Raw genomic sequence first — 17,899 nt, 5'->3', positions numbered from 1 at the left:
GAGGTATGTTCATGGCCATGCCGTTCTTCGTTACGCAGCCTTTGCCGCCGCTGCAGATTGATTCCCGCCTACTTGCTTGCCTGTCAGTCATAAATGATAAGCGGATTCATTTCCTGTGGCGAAAACCATATAAGGCCGTGATTTACCTTCAAGATTCGCGCTTGCTCTTTCCAAACGGCGTGACATTTACCTCGACCAATAATGAGTGCGCAGGCGGCGTCCGCAGCCGCCGCGGCATCGGCTACGATGGTCTTGGTATCCGCAGCAACTGCCAGCGGATCCATCAAGTGGCCGTTACGCACGCACGCAGCTTTTTGAAGCGCCTCCAGGACACGCAAACATAGTAGCGGTTCCATTGAGTGCAGTAGTTCTCTCGCCTGCAGCAATGGCATGCCCGTCGTGTGATGGTAATGATATAGCTCGTCATTAGAAAAAGTATTCATTATTGAATCTTGGAAGGTGGCGGTGAATTGCCACGATTATCTGTTCAGCTTTTCACGCTGGTGCTCAGGAAATCGGCTTGCGGACTTCTGGCTCTTGCGCCGGCACCGGTCTCCAGGCCGGTTTGGCGTTTCAAGCGCTTGCCAGGCCGCCAAAAAAAGATCGGGCCTTCAGCAGTCCAGGCTGTCCCGGCGGCTCTGGCGCGCCAGGGCTGCGGCCAGCGGCCTTTGCCGTATGCCGGAAAGGACGGATAATAGCGCCTATCTTACTTATGCATAATACTGGATTGCCTCATGGAAATTAAAGTCAACTTTCTCGATAAGCTGCGTCTCGAAGCCAAGTTCGACGATTTCACGGTCATCGCCGACCAGCCCATCCGCTACAAGGGCGATGGCTCGGCACCTGGCCCGTTCGACTATTTTTTGGCGTCATCGGCACTGTGCGCCGCTTATTTCGTGAAATTGTATTGCGATACGCGCAATATTTCCACTGAAAACATCCGCCTGTCGCAGAACAATATCGTTGATCCGGAAAACCGTTATCAGCAGATTTTCAAGATCCAGGTCGAACTGCCGGCCGATATCTCGGCCAAGGACCGCCAGGGCATCTTGCGGTCGATCGACCGTTGCACCGTCAAGAAAGTGGTGCAGACGGGCCCCGAATTCGTGATCGAAGAAGTCGAGAACCTCGACGCCGATGCCCAGGCACTGCTGACCTTGAGCGCGGCGCCCGGCGCGAACACCTATATCGCGGGCAAGGATCTGCCGCTGGAACAGACGATCGCCAATATGTCCGGCCTGCTGGCCGGCCTGGGCATCAAGATTGAAATCGCCTCGTGGCGCAACATCATCCCGAATGTGTGGTCGCTGCATATCCGCGATGCGCATTCGCCCATGTGCTTTACGAACGGCAAGGGCGCGACCAAGGAAAGCGCGCTGGCGTCGGCCCTGGGCGAGTATATCGAGCGCCTCAGCAACAACCATTTCTACGCCGGTTCGTTCTGGGGCGAGGATATCGCCAACGCGCCGTTCGTCCACTATCCGAACGAGCGCTGGTTCAAGCCTGGCCGCAAGGATGCGCTGCCGAAGGAAATACTCGATGCATATTGCCTGGACATCTATAATCCCGACGGCGAACTGCTGGGCTCGCACCTGATCGACACCAATTCCGGCAACGCCGAGCGCGGCATTTGCTCGCTGCCGTATGTGCGCCAGTCCGATGGCGAGGTCGTGTATTTCCCGTCCAACCTGATTGAAAACCTGTATGTCAGCAATGGCATGAGCGCCGGCAATACCCTGGTCGAAGCGCAGGTGCAGTGTCTGTCGGAAATTTTTGAGCGGGCCGTCAAGCGTGAAATCCTCGAAGGCGAGATCGCCTTGCCGGACGTGCCGCAGCACGTGCTGGCGAAATACCCGGGCATCCTGGCCGGCATTCAGGGCCTGGAAGAGCAGGGCTTCCCCGTGCTGGTGAAGGATGCGTCCCTGGGCGGCGTCTACCCGGTGATGTGCGTGACCCTGATGAACCCGCGCACGGGCGGCGTGTTTGCCTCGTTCGGCGCGCACCCGAGCCTGGAAGTGGCGCTCGAGCGCAGCCTGACGGAGCTGCTGCAGGGCCGCAGCTTTGAAGGTCTCAACGACTTGCCACAGCCGACCTTTGCCAGCGAAGCCGTCACCGAACCGAACAATTTTGTCGAACACTTCATCGATTCCAGCGGCATCGTCTCGTGGCGCTTTTTCAGCGCCAGGGCCGACTACGATTTTGTCGAATGGGATTTTTCCGGCCATGGCGAGAATTCGAATGCCGAGGAAGCGGCCACCCTGTTCGGCATCCTTGCCGAGATGGGCAAGGAAGTCTACGTGGCCGAATATGACCAGCTGGGCGCTACGGCCTGCCGCATCCTGGTGCCCGGCTATTCGGAAGTGTATCCGGTCGAGGACTTGATTTGGGACAACACCAACAAGGCCTTGCTGTTCCGCGCCGACATCCTGAACCTGCATAAACTGGACGATGCCAGCCTGGAAGACTTGCTGGACCGCCTGGAAAACAGCGAGCTCGACGAGTACGGCGACATCGCCACCCTGATCGGTATCGAATTCGACGAAAACACGGTATGGGGCCAGCTGACGACCCTGGAATTGAAGCTGCTGATCCAGCTGGTCTTGCAGCAGTTCGAGGACGCCAAGGAACTGGTGGAAACCTTCCTGCAGTACAACGACAACACGGTCGAGCGCAAACTGTTCTATCAAGCCTTGAACGTGGTGCTGGAAGTCGAACTGGACGACGAGCTGGAACTGGACGACTACGTCGTGAATTTCCGCCGCATGTTTGGCGACGAGCGCATGGATGCCGTGCTGGGTTCCGTGGACGGCAGCGTGCGCTTCTATGGCCTGACGCCGACGAGCATGAAACTCGAAGGTCTCGACAGGCACCAGCGTTTGATCGACAGTTTCAAGAAACTGCACGTGGCGCGCGCCAGGGCGGCGTCGCGCTAAGAGCAGCGCCAGGCAGCGCCGCGCGCTCTCCTGGCGGCATCAACGGATGTGGACCGCATGGGGCGGCGCATGGCGTCGTCCCATCGCTCAAAACCGGCCCCAATGCTATGCCGCGACCAGCGCCCGCCAGGCGTGCACTTCTCCGTCAGTCAGCACGGGACCCCAGCCGCCGCGCAGCCGCGCATCCGCCTGCACATAATGGACGAAGGCGGGCACGCCCACATCATGCTCGGCGCACAGGCGCAACACCGCTTCCAGCTGCCGCCTGCTGGCGGGAAGGTCGTCGCCGTACCAGGTGGCGGCGCCCGTTTCCAGCACATGCTCGGTGAGTCGCATCAAGGGGGCGAGCAGCTCGCCCGGGATGGCCGCGCAGACGTCCTCCGGCCACGGGTCGCCCATGCCGTTCACCGCCAGTGCCGCACAGCCTTGTTCCCAGGAGGCGAAATTGCCCGTTTCCACTTGTGCTATTTGCCACACGTGTTCGGTGAATGCCGACAGGGCGGGGTGGCTGATCGCATGGCGCTGGCAAAAGCGCTGCAGGCAGGTCACGGCGAGGCATTGCCGGGCGATCACGGAGAGGGTGTCTATTGATATGTTATTCATGCTGCGATGGTCTTTGGTCTGGCCGCTAGTGTATGCCAACATGCGCCCATGTCAAAGCCATGCCGCCGCTCCTGCGAGATGCAGGCCAGCATTATGGTGAATGCCGCCGCTCGCCGCTCGCCGCTCGCCTCTTGCCATGAATCTTGCTGGCAGGCCAGTTGCATGGCGCCACGAGCCTGCGCGAAAAGCTGCTGCCATTCATCGCGACCGCGCAAACGGTCGCGGTGCGTGACGGTCGTCTGCGTGGCGCCGGAAAAGCCGCTGTTCGGCGTGTTTTAATCATGCCGTCCGGTCCCGGCTGATGGTCGGCAGGGTGCGCTGGGGAACGGAACAGATATTTCCGCTCCGCTATACTGGCGGCCCTTATGCCGCTCTCCGGAATCATCATGGACCTCAGTAACCACGCCGCCGTCGTCAATTGCGAAGCTTATCGCGATGGCAGGAAGATCGCCCACTTCGATATCGACAAGGTGGGCGACTTTCTTGGCGACCCCGATTGTTTCGTCTGGATCGGCATGGCCAGTCCAGACGCCACCGCCATGCAGGCGCTGCAAACGGCGTTCGGCCTGCACGAACTGGCCGTCGAAGATGCGCAGGGGGCGCATGAGCGGCCCAAGCTGGAAGAATACGGCGACACCCTGTTCATGGTGCTGCACACGGCCAGCCTGGATGGCGAGGCCATCGTGTATGGCGAAACCCACGTTTTCCTCGGTTGCCGCTTCATCATCACCGTGCGCCATGGCCCCTCGGCCGGCTATTCGAAATTGCGTGAACGCAAGGAAAGCGTGCCGGAAAAACTCGCCAGCGGCCCCGGCTACGTGCTGTACTCCATCATCGACTTCATCGTCGACCAGTACCAGCCCTGCATCGACCTGCTGCAGGCCAGGTTCCAGCAATATGAACAGCAGCTGTTCAAGCCCAGCCTGTCCGAAGACAAGCTGCAGGATTTCTACCAGCTCAAGACGGAACTGCTGAAGCTGGACGCGGCCGTCAATCCCCTGCATGACATCTGCACCCAGCTGATCCGTTTTCATGGCGATATCGTGCCCAAGGAAAACCGCATCTACTACCGCGACATTCTCGACCACGTGAAAAGGGTCACCCACACGGCCAACCAGATGCGCGAACTGGTCAATTCCGCCATGCAGGTGGCGCTGGGACAGATTTCCATCCGCCAGAACGAAGTCGTCAAGCGCCTGGCCGGCTGGGGCGCGATCCTGGCCGTGCCCACCATGGTCTTCAGCCTGTATGGCATGAACTTTGAATTCATGCCGGAGCTGAAATGGCGCGGCAGCTATCCGGCCGTGATCGTCGGCATCTTTGTCGGCTGCTACCTGCTGCACCGGCGGCTGAAGAAGGATGGCTGGCTGTAGCGCGGCAAGCTGGCCGCATGCAAACATTGGAGAGTTTTGCCGCCGAATTAGCTGCTACGATGAAATCATTCCTGTGAAGGCGGTGGCTGGCTGATGGCTGAACCTCCTTGGCGTGGATGCCGTGTCCGGCTGTCGCCGCACCCCAGAGGCGCCGGCCAGGACAGCAAGGCGTATCCGACGCCACAAGGCTCCTGTCATGCAGGAGCCTTTTTTTGTCGACTACCCCGCCACGGTGGTGATCGCCGCCGCCGCTTCCAGGATCAGCGCCGCCACCTCGGCGGGGCGCGAGGCCAGCGAGGCGTGGCTGGCGTCCAGCGTGATGACCTTGCGGGCGCCCAGGCGCGCCGCCATGCGCTCCTGGTTGACGGGGGAAATCATGCGGTCGGCGCTGGAAATCTGGTACCAGCTGGGCTTGTGCCGCCAGGCCGGATCGCTGACGCTATCGCCAAAGGTGCTGGCCAGCGGCGCCTTTTGCACCACGCCCAGCACGGCGCCTTCTTCCGCATCCAGATCCTGGCAAAAGCTCTCATGGTATTTGTCGGCCTTGACCCACAGGTAGCCGTCGCTGTCGCCTTCCAGGTTGGGCACGCCGATGGGCGGGTGTTCCTGCGTGATGCTGCCCGGGCTTTCGCCCGCGTCGGGCGCGAAGGCGGCGATGTACACGAGGCCCGCCACGTTCGGCGCATTGCCCGCCACACTGATGACGGCGCCGCCGTAAGAGTGGCCCACCAGCAATACCGGACCGTTGACCTGCGCCACCATCTTGCGCGTGCGCTCGGCATCGTCGGCCAGCGAGGTGAGCGGCAATTCCACGGCGCGGATGGCCGTGTGGCCCTGGCGGCGCAGTTCGAGGATGACGCGGCTCCAGTGGGCGGCACCGCCCCAGAAACCGTGGACGAGGACGATGGTTGTTGGATTGCTCATGCAGACACTCCTTGGACGAGGGGGACGACGGAGACCGCGCTGTTGCCTGTCTTTGCCTGCAAGGCAGCGCGCGGCGGGCAGGTGCTCATGCATTGTAGTCCTGCTGCGCGCCGGTGGCAGCGTCATCCTTGCGTCTCGCCGTACGCGTCTCGCCTTATTTTTCCCAGCGCATGGCCTCGATGGCGTCGACCACCGTGCGTTCATATTCGATGAAGAAATCGCTGTGGAAGCCGTCGCGGATGACCAGGTGCTTGCTGCCGGGCAGGGCGGCCACAAGGCGCTCGCCATCGGCCAGACGCAGCGGGCGGAAAACTTCCAGGAACGCGAGTGCTTGCGCCAGCACTGCGGGGTCGGATTGCGGTGTCAGCCAGGGCATCAGGTTGCGCACATTGCCTGGGTCGACGGTGACGACCAGCGCCGGCGCACGCACGCGGCGGTAGTCGGGCGAGAAATTGTGCGCGGCCATGTCCATCGCCCTGGCGATGGCGGGCGGGGTAGTCGGGCGCACGGCACCGCCGGGCAGCACTTCCAGGCTGGCGCGCCAGTTCGCTTCCTGTGCCGGCCACCAGCGCTTGTTGAGCCGTTTGGCAAAGGCGATCGAGGCGGCCATGGACGCCAGGTCGGCCTGGCCGGGTAGCGGTTCATCGAGGGGTGAAGGCGGGCTTTCCTCATAGCCGCCGGTGGCCAGGTAGTCCCAGCTCGTGTCGAGGTAGACGAGGCCGCGCACGCGCCGCGGGTGGCTGCCGGCGAACAGGGTCAGCTCGTTGCCGGCGACCGAGTGGCCGGCCAGGATGACGCGGTCGATGCGCAGCGCGTCGAGCACGGCCAGCAAGTCGGCCACCAGGGTCGAGGGGGCGTAGGTCGAATCGCTGGCATCGCCGGCCGGCAGCGGCTTGCCCGATGCGCCGTAGCCGCGCCGCGTGATGGCCAGCACGCGGTGGCGGCGCGCCAGCGCGGGCGCCAGGCTGTCGAAGGCGTGCGCGTTGCCGCCCAGGCCCGCCAGCAGGACGATCACGTCGGCGTTGTCACCGGGCGCGGATGGCCAGTCGCGCACATGCAGGCTGACGCCGGGGGCGACGCCGACCTGCCGGTCCGTCACGGTCCAGGTGCGGGCGCCGCCGCCACAGGCGGCGAGGGTGGAAAGGCTGGAAACGGCGGCCAGGCTGGCCGCGCCCAGAAGCCAGCGGCGGCGCGCCTGGCACGGAAGAACGGCGTCGGATGTACTGTGCATGCGGGACTCCTGGCAGGGTTGAGGGCATGGCCAGTATCGGCGCCGCGCATAAAGCGCGCATGAAGCGCGGCTGAATGAATGCTGAAGGGCAGGTGCCGGCAATGCTGGCGCCTGCACGCGGCACGCTGACCGGGCGGCGCGCGTTGCGCGTGTCAGCGAGGCGACAATAGTGGCTACAAGGCAATAATTTGCGTGCAAGCGGCCATGCGCCATCCTACAATGCGCCATCTGCATTGTGATGAAAGGTCCCCCATGAAGCCATTCCTGCTTGCCCTGCCATTTTCCCTCGCGCTGGCCGCCCACCCCGTGCTGGCCGCCGGCGTCGCCGCCCCGTTGCCCGGCCTGGGCGCCGATTTGAGCCAGGTGTCCGTTTCCGGACTGTCGTCCGGCGCCTTCATGGCGGCGCAGATCGCCACCGCGTACTCCGCCACGTTCAAGGGCGTGGGCGTCATCGCCGGCGGGCCGTATGACTGTGCTTCGACCCATCCCGGGCAATCGCCCCTCGTGACCGCCGCCACTGTCTGCATGCAGCCCACCTCGCCGGCGGAGGTGCCGGATGCGGCGGCCTCCTGGCGTAGCGCCCAGCGGCGGGCGCAGGAAGGTAGCATCGATCCGGTGGCCAACCTGGCGCGCCAGCGCGTGTACCTGTTCAGCGGCACGGCCGACCCTGTTGTGAAGACCGTGGTGGTGAACCAGGTCGAGAAATACTATCAGCTGGCCGGGGTGGCACCGGCCGCCATCCGCTATGCCAAGGACGTCCAGGCGGGCCATGCGATTCTGACGGCGCGCGCCGGGGACAGCCCCTGCGGCGATACGCGCGCGCCGTATATGAACAACTGCGGTTTCAGCCAGGCGGCGGAACTGCTGCGGCACCTGGCGGGCAGCGGCGCCAAGCCGGCGGCCACGGGCGAGCTGACGGGCCGGATCATCGAGTTCGACCAGCGCGAATTCGTCAGGGGCCGTCGCAGCAGCATGGATGACAGCGCGTATGCCTATGTTCCCGCCGCCTGCCGCGAGCAGTCCTGCGCCGTGCACGTGGTATTCCACGGCTGCCTGCAGGGTGCGTCCCAGGTTGGCGAGCGTTTCTATCGGCACGCGGGCTACAACGAATTTGCCGATGCCAACGCGATGATCGTGCTGTATCCGCAAGTGATGGCGTCAAAAGGCGTGCCCGCCAATCCGAAGGGATGCTGGGATTTCTGGGGCTATTCCAGCGAGCACCCGGCCATGCCGGACTTCCAGACGCGCCAGGCGCCGCAGATGGCGGCCGTGATGGCCATGCTGCGGCGTCTGGGCGAGGCGCGTGCGGCGGCGCAGCTCAGGTGACAAACGCGGCGCCGGCATCGGCGTGCGTCAATGCGATACCAGCACCGGCAAGGTCATCTCCTGCAGCACCGTGCGCGTGACGCCGCCCAGCAGCGTTTCGCGCAGGCGCATGTGGCCGTAGCAGCCCATCACCAGCAAGTAGCACTGGCGCTGCGCCGCCATGGCCAGCAAGGCCTGTCCCACGTCCTGGCCCTGCGGCGTGTCGTGCTGCAGCACGTCGACATTGACGCCGTGGCGCGCCAGATACAGGGCCAGGTCGGCGCCCGGCTGTTCGCCGTGGGTGGCGCTCTGCTGGTAGGAATTGACGACGGCCAGGGTGACTTGCCGCGCGCGCCGCAGCAGCGGCAGCGCGTCGGTGATGGCGCGCAGCGCTTCGGCGCTGCCATTCCAGGCCAGCAGCGGGTGCTGGCCGACGCTGGCCGGTACGCCCGCCGGCGTGTGCGGCACCATCAGCACGGGCCGTCCGCAATGCAGCATCAGGTATTCGGCCGTGCCGGCGATGACGCGCGAGGGCGTGTCCTGCGCGTCCGTCTGCCCCAGGATCAGCAAGTCGCAATAGCGGGCCTGCAGCAGCAGCGCGCCTTGCGCGTCGTCGTCGACGAAGCGCGTTTCGTAAGTGCCCAGTCCCTCTTCGCGGGCGATGCGCTCGAAGTCGTGCAGCGCCTCGCTGGCCTGGCTGCGCAGCGCCTGCATTTGCGCAGGGGCGAATTGCAGCGCGTTGACGCCGCCGCCGTAGGCGTAGCGCGAGAGGCCGCTCATGGCCGAACCGATCAGGTGCGCCCCTTCGGCAATCGCCAGGCACACGGCGAAGCGGACGCGCTGGGCGCAATGGCGTGAATTGTCTACATGGACCAGCAGGGTGGTGTAGGGCATGGCGTTTTCCTGGAAGGTGGAGAAAGTCGGGAGCGAAAATGGGCAATCAAGGCTGCGGCATGTAGCTGCCCGGCGGGTTGCCCAAAGCCGCGCTCATGGACGGCGGCGCCGTCTGCGGGCCGGAGCGTTCGGCCAGCCAGGCTTGCCAGGCGGGCCACCATGAACCGTCATGGTGCGGCGTGTCGCGCTGCCAGTTGTCCGCCTTTAGGCAGGAGTCGCCGTGGCGCACGGTGCACGTGACGATCTCCGGGTGATGGGGCGAGACGCCGCGCACGCCCGTGGTGGTGCGGTGCCACCAATGCTGCTGCAGCAAAAAGCCCTGGTACAGGAGGTGGCAGGGCCAGCGCTGCCAGGCGGGATCGTCGAAGCGCCGGTCCTGCGGCAGCGGCGCGATGCGGGTCTGTGCCGCGCCGCCGCCCGCTTGCGCTGGCGGCACGTCTTGCCAGGCGCTGCCCTGGCGCTCCTGCTGCGCTGTTTTTCCCTCGATTGCCTGCGGCCTTGTGCTCATCCACGACTCCTGTCATTTTTTTACAGGATAGCAAGAGCTTGTTTAAAAAATTATGATCTACATCAAGTTTGGCCGGATGCGCGCGCGGCGTTGATCCGCTTAGAACGCCTGGCTGAGCGAGTAAATCAGCAAGCCGGCCAGCCCGCCCACGATGGTGCCGTTGATGCGGATGAATTGCAGGTCGCGCCCGATGGCCAGCTCGATGCGCTCGCTCATTTCTTCCTTGCTCCACAGGTCCAGGCGGCTGGCGATGAAGGTGCCCACCTCGCCACGGTAGCGGCGTACCAATGCGCCGCTGCCGGCGACGATGGCGTTGTTCAGCCATGCCCGCGCATGCCCGTCCGTGCCCAGCACCGTGCCCGTGTTGCGCGCGACGCCGGCGATGGCTTGCGCCAGCACGGGCTGTTCCGCGTGCAGGTCGGCCAGTACGCGCGTGCGGATGTGCTGCCACAGCTCGCTCAGCATCGCCTGCACCGTGTCGCTGGCCACCAGCTGCAGCTGGTAATGGCGCACGGTTGCCTGCCACTGCGGGTCGGCCTTCAGGTGCAGGGCGCTGTCGGCGATCCAGCCGGCGATGCGCTGGCGCAGCGGGTGGGCCGGGTCGAGGCGCACGGCCAGGGCGAACTTTTGCAGCGAGGCGATCATGCGCGGCTCGTAAGCCCTCACGGCTTTTTTTATCAGCGCGTTCTCGATCTGGAAGGCGCCCAGCACGAAGTCGCCGATGGCCGCGTGGTGTTTTTCGTCGTCCAGGTAGGCGGCGCTGCGGTCGAGCAGGAAGTCCAGCAGTTCCTGCGGCTTGCCGTCGGCGATCAGTGCGTCGATGCAGTCGGCCGCCACGTCTGACACATTCAGTTGTCCCAGGTAGCCGCTGGCCTGCTGGCGCAGCAGCTCGCCCAGTTTGTCGTGGTCGGCCATCGCCAGCAGCTGCTTCACCACGCCGGCGCTGGCCATGCCCAGCTGCCGCGCGTGGGCGTCATCTATCAGCCAGGCGCCTAGGCGCGCGGCGGGGTCGGCCTGCATGATGCGTTCGGCGATGCCTTGCTCGGTGATGAAGTGGTTTTCCACGAAGGCGCCCAGGCTGCGGCCGATGTCGGCCTTGCTGTTCGGGATGATGGCCGTATGCCACAGGGGGATGCCCAGCGGATGGCGGAACAGGGCGACGACGGCGAACCAGTCGGCGATCGCCCCCACCATGGACGCTTCCGCGAACGCTTCCACGTAGCCCCAGGCGGGGTGGCCACCGCGCTGCGAGCGGGCCACGGCAAATACCAGCGCGGCCAGCAGCAGCAAGCCGACGGCCAGCCACTGCATGCTGCGCAGGCGGGCGCGCTTGAGCTGGTCCGTGCTGTGGTCCAGCTGTTTGATGAGGTCGGGGGAACGTTGCATGGATGGCGGCCTGCAGGGTTGCGAGACCGCCATCTTACTGCGATGGCGCAGCGGGAGGATTACTGTTGCGGGTGCAGCAGCGAACGGCGGCGTGCGTAGCCAAAGTAAATGATCAGGCCCAGTACTAGCCAGATGGAGAACGCCACCCAGGTGACCCAGCTGAGGAAGGTCATCAGGCCCACGCACAGGATCACGGCCAGCGCCGGCACGTAGGGCACGCCGGGGCAGCGGAAGGCGCGCGGCAGGTCGGGACGGCGCTTGCGCAGCACGACGACGGCCACGGACACCATGGTGAAGGCGGCCAGCGTGCCAATGTTGATCAGCTCGGCCAGGATGTTAAGCGGGATCACGGCGGCGATCAGGCCAAACACGATGCCCACCAGCCAGGTGGCGAAAAACGGCGTGTGGAAGCGCGGGTGCACGGTCGACAGGCGCTTGGGCAGCAAGCCGTCGCGCGACATGGCGAAGATGATGCGCGTCTGGCCGAAGGCCATCACGAGAATGACGGTGGTCATGCCGAGGATGGCGCCCAGGTCGACGAAGCCGGCGATCCAGTTTTCGCCCGCATACTGCAGGGCCAGCGAGACGGGGTGGTCGACGCCGAGGAATTTTTGATACGGCACGATGCCCGTCATGATGGCCGAGACCACCACGTACAGCACGGCGCATACGGCCAGCGAGCCGATGATGCCGATCGGCAGGTCGCGCGACGGCTTCTTGACTTCCTCGGCGGCCGAGGTGACGGCGTCAAAGCCGATGAAGGCAAAGAAGACGAGGGCGGCGGCGCTCAGCATGCCGTGGTAGCCGAAGGGCATGTAGGGCTGCCAGTTGGCCGGCTGCACGTGGCGTGCGCCAAAGATGATAAACAGCAGCACCACGCCCACCTTGATGGCCACCATGATGTTGTTCAGGCGCGCCGATTCGCGCACGCCCCAGCCCAGCATGGCGGTGAGCAGCAGCATGATGACGAGGGCGGGCAGGTTGATGAAGGTGGTCACGCCCGGCAGCGCGCCAGGGGCGGCCGTCAGGGCGACGGGCAAGGCGATGCCAAAGCCCGACAGCAGCGACTGGAAGTAGCCGGACCAGCCGACGGAAACGGCGGCGGCGGCCAGGCCATACTCGAGCAGCAAGTCCCAGCCTATCATCCAGGCGGCCAGCTCGCCCAAAGTGGCATAGCTGTAGGTATAGATGGAGCCGGCGACGGGCACGGTGGACGCGAATTCCGCATAGCACAGGGCGGCGAAACAGCAGGCGACGGCCGCCACGACGAAGGACAGCGACAGGGCGGGGCCGGCCGTCAGCGCGCCCGTGCCGGTGAGCACGAAAATGCCCGTGCCGACGATGGCGCCGATGCCCATGAGGACAAGGTCGAACGGCCCCAGCACTTTCGCCAGGCCTCCCGGTTTCTTGCTGTGGGCGATCATGTCATCCAAATTCTTGGTTCTAAATAAGCTCACTGTGTCTCCTGGTGGTTTTTTGTCATGGCGCCATTGCCGCCTCGTGAGTGGCACGACGCAGCCAGATTCTAGCCCACGCGCCCGTGATTCCTGAAGGAAAACCGTACAGTGCCATGTGCGCCAGCCCTGGAAACTTGTCCTGCAGGCAAAAAAAAGCCCCGGGATGATGGACCGGGGCCACAAAGGAGACTGCTACAGTTGGTTACTCTGGCTTACTTGGCAAAGTGCGCTTCGATCTCTTCGAGCGTCTTGCCCTTGGTTTCGGGCAGCAGGAACGCGGCCGCCAGGAAATACAGCACGGTGCAGCCGGCGCCGAAGAAGAACAGGGTCGAATACCCATGCAAGCCCACGGTCGGCAGGAAGATGGCGGCGATCACCGTCGAGACGAACTGGTTGACCAGCAGGGCAATGCTCATGCCGTTCGAGCGGATGCGCGTGGGCATCAGCTCGGACAGGGCCAGCCACACGCACACGCCCGGCCCCACGGCAAAGCTGGAAACGAACACGCAGATGGCGATGGCCACCAGCCAGCCATGCGTGGACGAGGGCACGGGGCCCAGGCTGGCCTTCTCGATGCGCAGCGGCGCCTCGCGCCCGGCGGCCGGATCGGCGAACGGGTTCAGATGCAGCTTGCGGAAGAACACGCCGATCACGCTGTCGGCCTGCACGGCATCTTCACGGGCAATCGTCACCTGGCGCAGCACCGGGTCGTCGCTGCGCAGGCTCTTCACGTTGGTGAAGGGGCCGTAGGCGTAGGCGATGGTCAGCTGCTGCGGCGTGCCGTCGGCGGCCGCGCCCAGGGCAGTCAGGGTGGCCGCATCCAGGTGCAGGCTCAGGCCATCGGCCTGCACTTGCGCCGCGATGGCCGGGCGTACGTCGGCCAGGTGCGCTTCGGCGCCGCGGAACAGCAGGCCGGCCGCCAGCAGCGAGACGACGATGCCGCCCGTGCCCAGCATCAGCAGGAATTTGCGGCCCTTGCGGTCCACCAGCAGCACGGCCACCACCGTCATCACGGCGTTCAGCACTTTCAGCAGCACGTCCGCCATGTTGGCCGAGGCGCCGGACAGGCCCGCCTGGTTCAGGATGTTGACGACATAGGCGAGGATGGAATTGATGCCCGTGGCCTGCGTGCAGGCGAGGATCAGGCAAGCGAGCAGGAAGGGCAGCACGTAGCGGCGGCTGAGCAGCGGATCTTTCGCCTTGCCGCTGGCCTTGGCCGTATTTTCCGGCGTGTCCTGCATCTCGCGCAGTTCGATGTCGGCGGCGGCGGGCAGGCGCGTGCGCAGCAGCGACTGGCGCGCCTGCTCGATGCGGCCCCGTTGCGCCAGCCAGCGCGGCGACTCGGCCAGCAGCAGGGCGCCGACGGTAAACACCAGGCCAGGCGTCAGACACACCCAGAAGATGCTGCGCCAGGCCTGGTCCTTGGCCGTGAAGATGGCGGCGGCGCGGCCCGCTTCAGGCAACGCTTGCGCCGCCTGCGTGGCCGTTTCCACCGTCTGCGCCTGCAGCAGGCCGATCAGGGCGGCGGCCACCAGGCCGATGGTCAGCAGCAACTGGAACAGGGCGGCGCCCCGCCCGCGCTGCTGCGCCGGCAGGCATTCGGCCAGGTACAGGGGCACGACGACGCCGATCAAGCCGCCGCTGATGCCTTGCAGCAGGCGGCCCAGCAGCAGCGGCGTATAGCCGTCGGCCAGGGCGATCAGCGGAATGCTGGCGCTGAACAGGGCGCCGGCCAGGAACATCACCCAGCGCCGGCCCAGCAGGTCGGCCAGGGCGCCGGCGAACAGCGATGACAGGACGGAACCCAGCAGCACGGCGGCGACGATAAAGCTCAGCTGCTGGGCAGTCAGTTTCCAGGCCACCGAGGCCGTCGATTCCAGGTAGGGCAGGGCGCCGGCGATGATGCCGATGTCTATGCCGTACAGCAATCCCCCCATGCCGGCAATAAATAGCAGGTAGCGCATGGCCCACACGGGGGCCTTGTGTGACGTGTCGTGCATGAAAACTCCGGGACGGGGTTGAGGTGGGTGGTCGGGTCTAGCGAGTGGAAAGATCGATGGCCGCGCCTTCGACGAAGACGGACACTGGCTGCAAATTGGCGTCGAGGACGACGATATCGGCCCAGGCGCCCGGCGCCAATCGGCCCCGTGCCGTTTCGCCCAGGTAGTCGGCGGGATACAGTGACAAACGGTTGGAGGCGTCGGCCAGGTCCAGGCCCAGCTCGACGAAATTGCGCAGGGCCTGGTCCATGGTCAGCACGCTGCCGGCCAGCGAACCCGTGGCCAGGCGCACGCAGCCCAGGCATTTATACACGCGCTGCGTGCCCAGGCCATATTCGCCATCGGGCATGCCGGTGGCCGAAGTGGCGTCCGTCACGCCGTACAGGCGCGGGATGGCGCGCAGGGCCGCGCGCAGTGCGCCCTTGGCCACGTGCTGCAGGTCGGGGATGATTTCCGCATACTCGGCATGCGCGAGCGCCGCGCCCACCATGCCCGGGTCGTAATGCGTCATGCCCGTCATGCCGTTGTACAGGTGGGTAAAACCGGAGACGCCGGCGTTCAGCGCCGCCACGCCTTCGTCATACGTGCCGGCGCTGTGGCCGATCTGCACGCGGATGCCCATCGCCGCCAGCTGCGGGATCAGTTCCAGGTGGCCGGGGATTTCCGGCGCCATGGTCAGCACCTTGATGGGCGCGATGGCGTGGAAGCGCTGCACCAGCGCCAGGCTGGCCTGCACCACGTCGGGCGGCTGCGCGCCCAGGCGGTGCAAGTTCAAAAACGGGCCTTCCAGGTGCACGCCCAGCATGCGCGCGCCGTTGGCGGGGCGCTCGGCAATGACGCCGGCCAGGCCTTGCAGGGCGCGCAGGATCGACGGCTCCTTCGCCGTCAGGGTGGTGCCCAGCAGGGCCGTGGTGCCGTGGCGCGCATGCACTTGCGCCACCGTGGCGCCCGCGTTGCCGCCTTCCATGATGTCGACGCCGGCAGCGCCGTGCACGTGCAGGTCGATGAAGCCGGGCAGGATGGTCAGCGCGCTGTCGGCGGCAGGGTCTTCTTGTATCTGGACGATGCGCTGGTCAAAGGTGATGGTGCCCGTGATCCAGCCAGATGGGGTAAGGATTCTGCCGCTCAGCATGTGTTATTCCGCTATAAAAAGTTCGATGCCCAGCTTGTGCAGCCCTTCGCGGTACTCCTGGCTGATGCTGGCATCGGTGATGACGGTATCGACGCGGTCCAGCTGCACGATGCGGTGCAGGCTGACGCGGCCGAACTTGGAGGCGTCCGTGAGGACGATGATTTTCTTTGCCCGTTCCACCATCTTGTGGTTCAGGCTTGCTTCCGCTTCGTGGTGGGTGGTCACGCCAAACTGCAGGTCGAAGCCGTCCACGCCCAAAAACAGCTTGTCGAAACTGTAGGCCTGCAAACAGGTTTCGGCCTGGCTGCCCTGGATCGACAGCGACTGCTTGCGCAGCAATCCGCCCGTCAGGATCAGGTCCACGCCGGGCGCGTCGGCCAGCTCCCATGCGATGTTCAGGCCATTCGTCGCCACCGTCACGCCGGTGGCGTCGCGCAGGTGGCGCGCCAGCGAAATGGTGGTGGTGCCGGAGTCGATGATGATGTTGTCGCCCGGTTCCACCAGCCGCGCCGCATACGCGCCGATGCGCTCCTTCTGCTCGTGGTTGATGGCATCCTTCTGGCGTATCGTATGCTCGGGCGGCGGCGTGCGCGTCAGGGTCGCGCCGCCGTGGCTGCGCGTGGCCATGCCTTGCGCTTCCAGCGCATTGAGGTCGCTGCGGATGGTGACCGCGGACACGCCGAGCTTTTCCACCAGATCGGTCACTTGCACCGAGCCCTGCTGGGCAAGCATTTGGAGGATGGATTCACGGCGTTGGCTGGTATTTCGCATGGTGGCGGGCTCGGTAAAAAAATGAAAAGACCGAGCTTAACAGATTGCCGCTTCGGCAATGGCGGCGACCGCCGCATTGCGGTTGCAGGCGCGCGCATATTGCGCCAGCAGGCTGCCGATCTTGTGCTCGATCAGGGCCGGCGCTTGCGCTTGCAGGCTGCCCTGCACCACGGCCAGATACTGTTCCGGCAGATGCTGGCTCAGCAGCGGCAGCGGAATGGCCACGGTGTCCAGGTTGGCCAGCAGCTTGGCGACGGCGCCCGCCACTTCCGGCTCGCCCCAGTAATAACGGCAACGGTCGCTCAAGCCGTAGCGCCGCATCAATCGCTGCTCGTCCGGCGTGCCCAGGTAGTGCTTGATCCAGTTCTTCGGCTTGGCCACCATCACGTCGTCGAGCACCTGCATCAGCTGCGAGGTGGCGTGCGCCGGCAGCAGTTCTTCCTCGATCTGGCACAGCGCGAACAGCGCTTCGCGCAGGGCGAAGGTGGCGGCCGGGCCCACTTTCAGGATGGCGAAATGATCGCGCACCATGGCGTGCAGCGCCGTTTCGCGCTGGTAGTCGGTGGAGTGGGCTTCAAACACCAGGCCTGGCTGCTCGGCGACAAAGGCCGACAGTTCGGCGGCGGCATCGGCGTCGTAATGCTGGATGCTGCTCTGGTCGAAATCGACACCCGGCTGCACCACCATGGCGATGACCCGGCGCCAGGCGCCGTGCAAACCGTTGTCGAGGAAGGCGCGGCAATGCACGTCCAGGGTGCGGCGCGCGGCCTGCGGGCTGGTGACGGCGCCAGCTTGCGCCAGCGATGCTTCGCCGCCGGGAATCGGCACTTCCGTGCCGATCACGTAGACGGGCGGCGTGAAGCCGGCGGCAGCCGCCGCCGCTTCGGCCACCTTGCACAGGCGTGCCGAGCGGGCTGCCACGGTTTCGTCGTCGAGCACCGCAGGGTCATCAACGCAGCGCATGCTGCAATCGAGGTGGATTTTGTGGAAACCGGCCGACGCGTATGCGGCGATCAGGGTTTCGGCGTGGTCCATGGCGGTGGCCGCGTCAAGGTGCTGCCAGGCGTTCGGGCCAAGGTGGTCGCCGCCCAGCACCAGGCGCTCGGCGGGGAAACCCTGTTCCCTGGCCATGGCCAGCATGCTGTCGCGGAAGACGGCTGGCGTCATGCCCGTGTAACCGCCGAACTGGTCGACCTGGTTCGACGTCGCTTCGACCAGCAGCACCGTGTCGTAGTCAAGTGCCACGCGCATGGCGGCGCGCAGCACGCTGGGGTGGCTGCAGCAGACGGCGTACAGGCCCACAGGCTCGCCGCGGCGGTGCGCCTTGATCACTTGCTGGATCGGTGACAAGGTAAATGTCGGGGTTTCCACTGGCATCATTG

15 protein-coding genes are annotated in these 17,899 nt (G+C 65.1%); 3 read left to right on the top strand and 12 right to left on the bottom strand.

Annotated features, from left to right (window positions below; genetic code table 11):
- Positions 1 to 83: 83 nt before the first annotated feature.
- On the bottom strand, positions 84 to 443 hold the full coding sequence (locus ACQ4WR_RS03065; RefSeq protein ID WP_436485220.1) for a hypothetical protein: 360 nt from the start codon (positions 441 to 443) through the stop codon (positions 84 to 86).
- A 291-nt stretch (positions 444 to 734) separates the two neighbouring features.
- On the opposite strand from ACQ4WR_RS03065, the gene ACQ4WR_RS03060 reads away from it, so the two are divergent.
- Positions 735 to 2,933, top strand: coding sequence for an OsmC domain/YcaO domain-containing protein (locus tag ACQ4WR_RS03060; RefSeq protein ID WP_436485218.1), 2,199 nt, complete (start codon positions 735 to 737; stop codon positions 2,931 to 2,933).
- Between the two features lie 105 nt (positions 2,934 to 3,038).
- Here the strand turns inward: ACQ4WR_RS03060 and ACQ4WR_RS03055 are convergent, their stop codons facing one another.
- Positions 3,039 to 3,536, bottom strand: a complete 498-nt coding sequence (locus ACQ4WR_RS03055) for a hypothetical protein (RefSeq protein WP_436485216.1) — start codon at positions 3,534 to 3,536, stop codon at positions 3,039 to 3,041.
- 386 nt (positions 3,537 to 3,922) lie between these two features.
- Between ACQ4WR_RS03055 and ACQ4WR_RS03050 the strand changes: the two genes are divergently transcribed.
- Complete coding sequence (locus ACQ4WR_RS03050; protein ID WP_102297648.1) at positions 3,923 to 4,909, top strand: magnesium and cobalt transport protein CorA; 987 nt, start codon at positions 3,923 to 3,925, stop codon at positions 4,907 to 4,909.
- 219 nt (positions 4,910 to 5,128) lie between these two features.
- Here the strand turns inward: ACQ4WR_RS03050 and ACQ4WR_RS03045 are convergent, their stop codons facing one another.
- Both ACQ4WR_RS03045 and ACQ4WR_RS03040 read right to left on the bottom strand, forming a co-directional pair.
- Positions 5,129 to 5,833 carry an alpha/beta hydrolase gene (locus tag ACQ4WR_RS03045; RefSeq protein WP_436485214.1) on the bottom strand — a complete coding sequence of 235 codons (705 nt, stop codon included), beginning with the start codon at positions 5,831 to 5,833 and terminating at the stop codon, positions 5,129 to 5,131.
- A 154-nt stretch (positions 5,834 to 5,987) separates the two neighbouring features.
- Positions 5,988 to 7,064 (bottom strand): alpha/beta hydrolase, encoded by a 1,077-nt coding sequence (locus ACQ4WR_RS03040; protein WP_436485213.1) that lies wholly within the window; start codon positions 7,062 to 7,064, stop codon positions 5,988 to 5,990.
- A gap of 252 nt (positions 7,065 to 7,316) precedes the next feature.
- Here ACQ4WR_RS03040 and ACQ4WR_RS03035 point away from each other — a divergent pair, with 252 nt between their 5' ends.
- On the top strand, positions 7,317 to 8,390 hold the full coding sequence (locus ACQ4WR_RS03035; protein ID WP_436485211.1) for an extracellular catalytic domain type 2 short-chain-length polyhydroxyalkanoate depolymerase: 1,074 nt from the start codon (positions 7,317 to 7,319) through the stop codon (positions 8,388 to 8,390).
- A gap of 27 nt (positions 8,391 to 8,417) precedes the next feature.
- Here ACQ4WR_RS03035 and ACQ4WR_RS03030 read toward each other — a convergent pair whose 3' ends face one another.
- The 8 genes from ACQ4WR_RS03030 to ACQ4WR_RS02995 all read right to left on the bottom strand — a co-directional run bounded on the left by ACQ4WR_RS03030 (position 8,418) and on the right by ACQ4WR_RS02995 (position 17,897).
- Entirely contained in the window at positions 8,418 to 9,263 is an 846-nt protein-coding gene (locus ACQ4WR_RS03030; protein ID WP_436485209.1) for a universal stress protein, read from the bottom strand.
- A gap of 46 nt (positions 9,264 to 9,309) precedes the next feature.
- Positions 9,310 to 9,771: a hypothetical protein gene (locus ACQ4WR_RS03025; protein WP_436485207.1), complete on the bottom strand. Its 462-nt coding sequence runs from the start codon at positions 9,769 to 9,771 to the stop codon at positions 9,310 to 9,312.
- 99 nt (positions 9,772 to 9,870) lie between these two features.
- Positions 9,871 to 11,157 (bottom strand): DUF445 domain-containing protein, encoded by a 1,287-nt coding sequence (locus ACQ4WR_RS03020; RefSeq protein WP_436485205.1) that lies wholly within the window; start codon positions 11,155 to 11,157, stop codon positions 9,871 to 9,873.
- 59 nt (positions 11,158 to 11,216) lie between these two features.
- Positions 11,217 to 12,614, bottom strand: a complete 1,398-nt coding sequence (gene bcaP, locus ACQ4WR_RS03015) for a branched-chain amino acid transporter BcaP (RefSeq protein WP_102292974.1) — start codon at positions 12,612 to 12,614, stop codon at positions 11,217 to 11,219.
- Between the two features lie 212 nt (positions 12,615 to 12,826).
- A complete protein-coding gene (locus ACQ4WR_RS03010; protein WP_436485203.1) occupies positions 12,827 to 14,614 on the bottom strand; it encodes an MFS transporter in 1,788 nt (595 codons plus the stop codon).
- 37 nt (positions 14,615 to 14,651) lie between these two features.
- Positions 14,652 to 15,746: an N-acetylglucosamine-6-phosphate deacetylase gene (locus ACQ4WR_RS03005; RefSeq protein ID WP_102292976.1), complete on the bottom strand. Its 1,095-nt coding sequence runs from the start codon at positions 15,744 to 15,746 to the stop codon at positions 14,652 to 14,654.
- Between the two features lie 3 nt (positions 15,747 to 15,749).
- Complete coding sequence (locus ACQ4WR_RS03000; RefSeq protein ID WP_070223655.1) at positions 15,750 to 16,517, bottom strand: DeoR family transcriptional regulator; 768 nt, start codon at positions 16,515 to 16,517, stop codon at positions 15,750 to 15,752.
- 36 nt (positions 16,518 to 16,553) lie between these two features.
- On the bottom strand, positions 16,554 to 17,897 hold the full coding sequence (locus ACQ4WR_RS02995) for a D-tagatose-bisphosphate aldolase, class II, non-catalytic subunit (protein WP_436485200.1): 1,344 nt from the start codon (positions 17,895 to 17,897) through the stop codon (positions 16,554 to 16,556).
- Between the last annotated feature and the right edge of the window lie 2 nt (positions 17,898 to 17,899).

The sequence above is a fragment of the Janthinobacterium amylolyticum genome (assembly GCF_051380655.1).
Taxonomy (GTDB): Bacteria; Pseudomonadota; Gammaproteobacteria; order Burkholderiales; family Burkholderiaceae_D; genus Janthinobacterium.
Note: the sequence above shows the minus strand (reverse complement) of the source record. Positions and strands in the feature narration are given on the sequence as shown.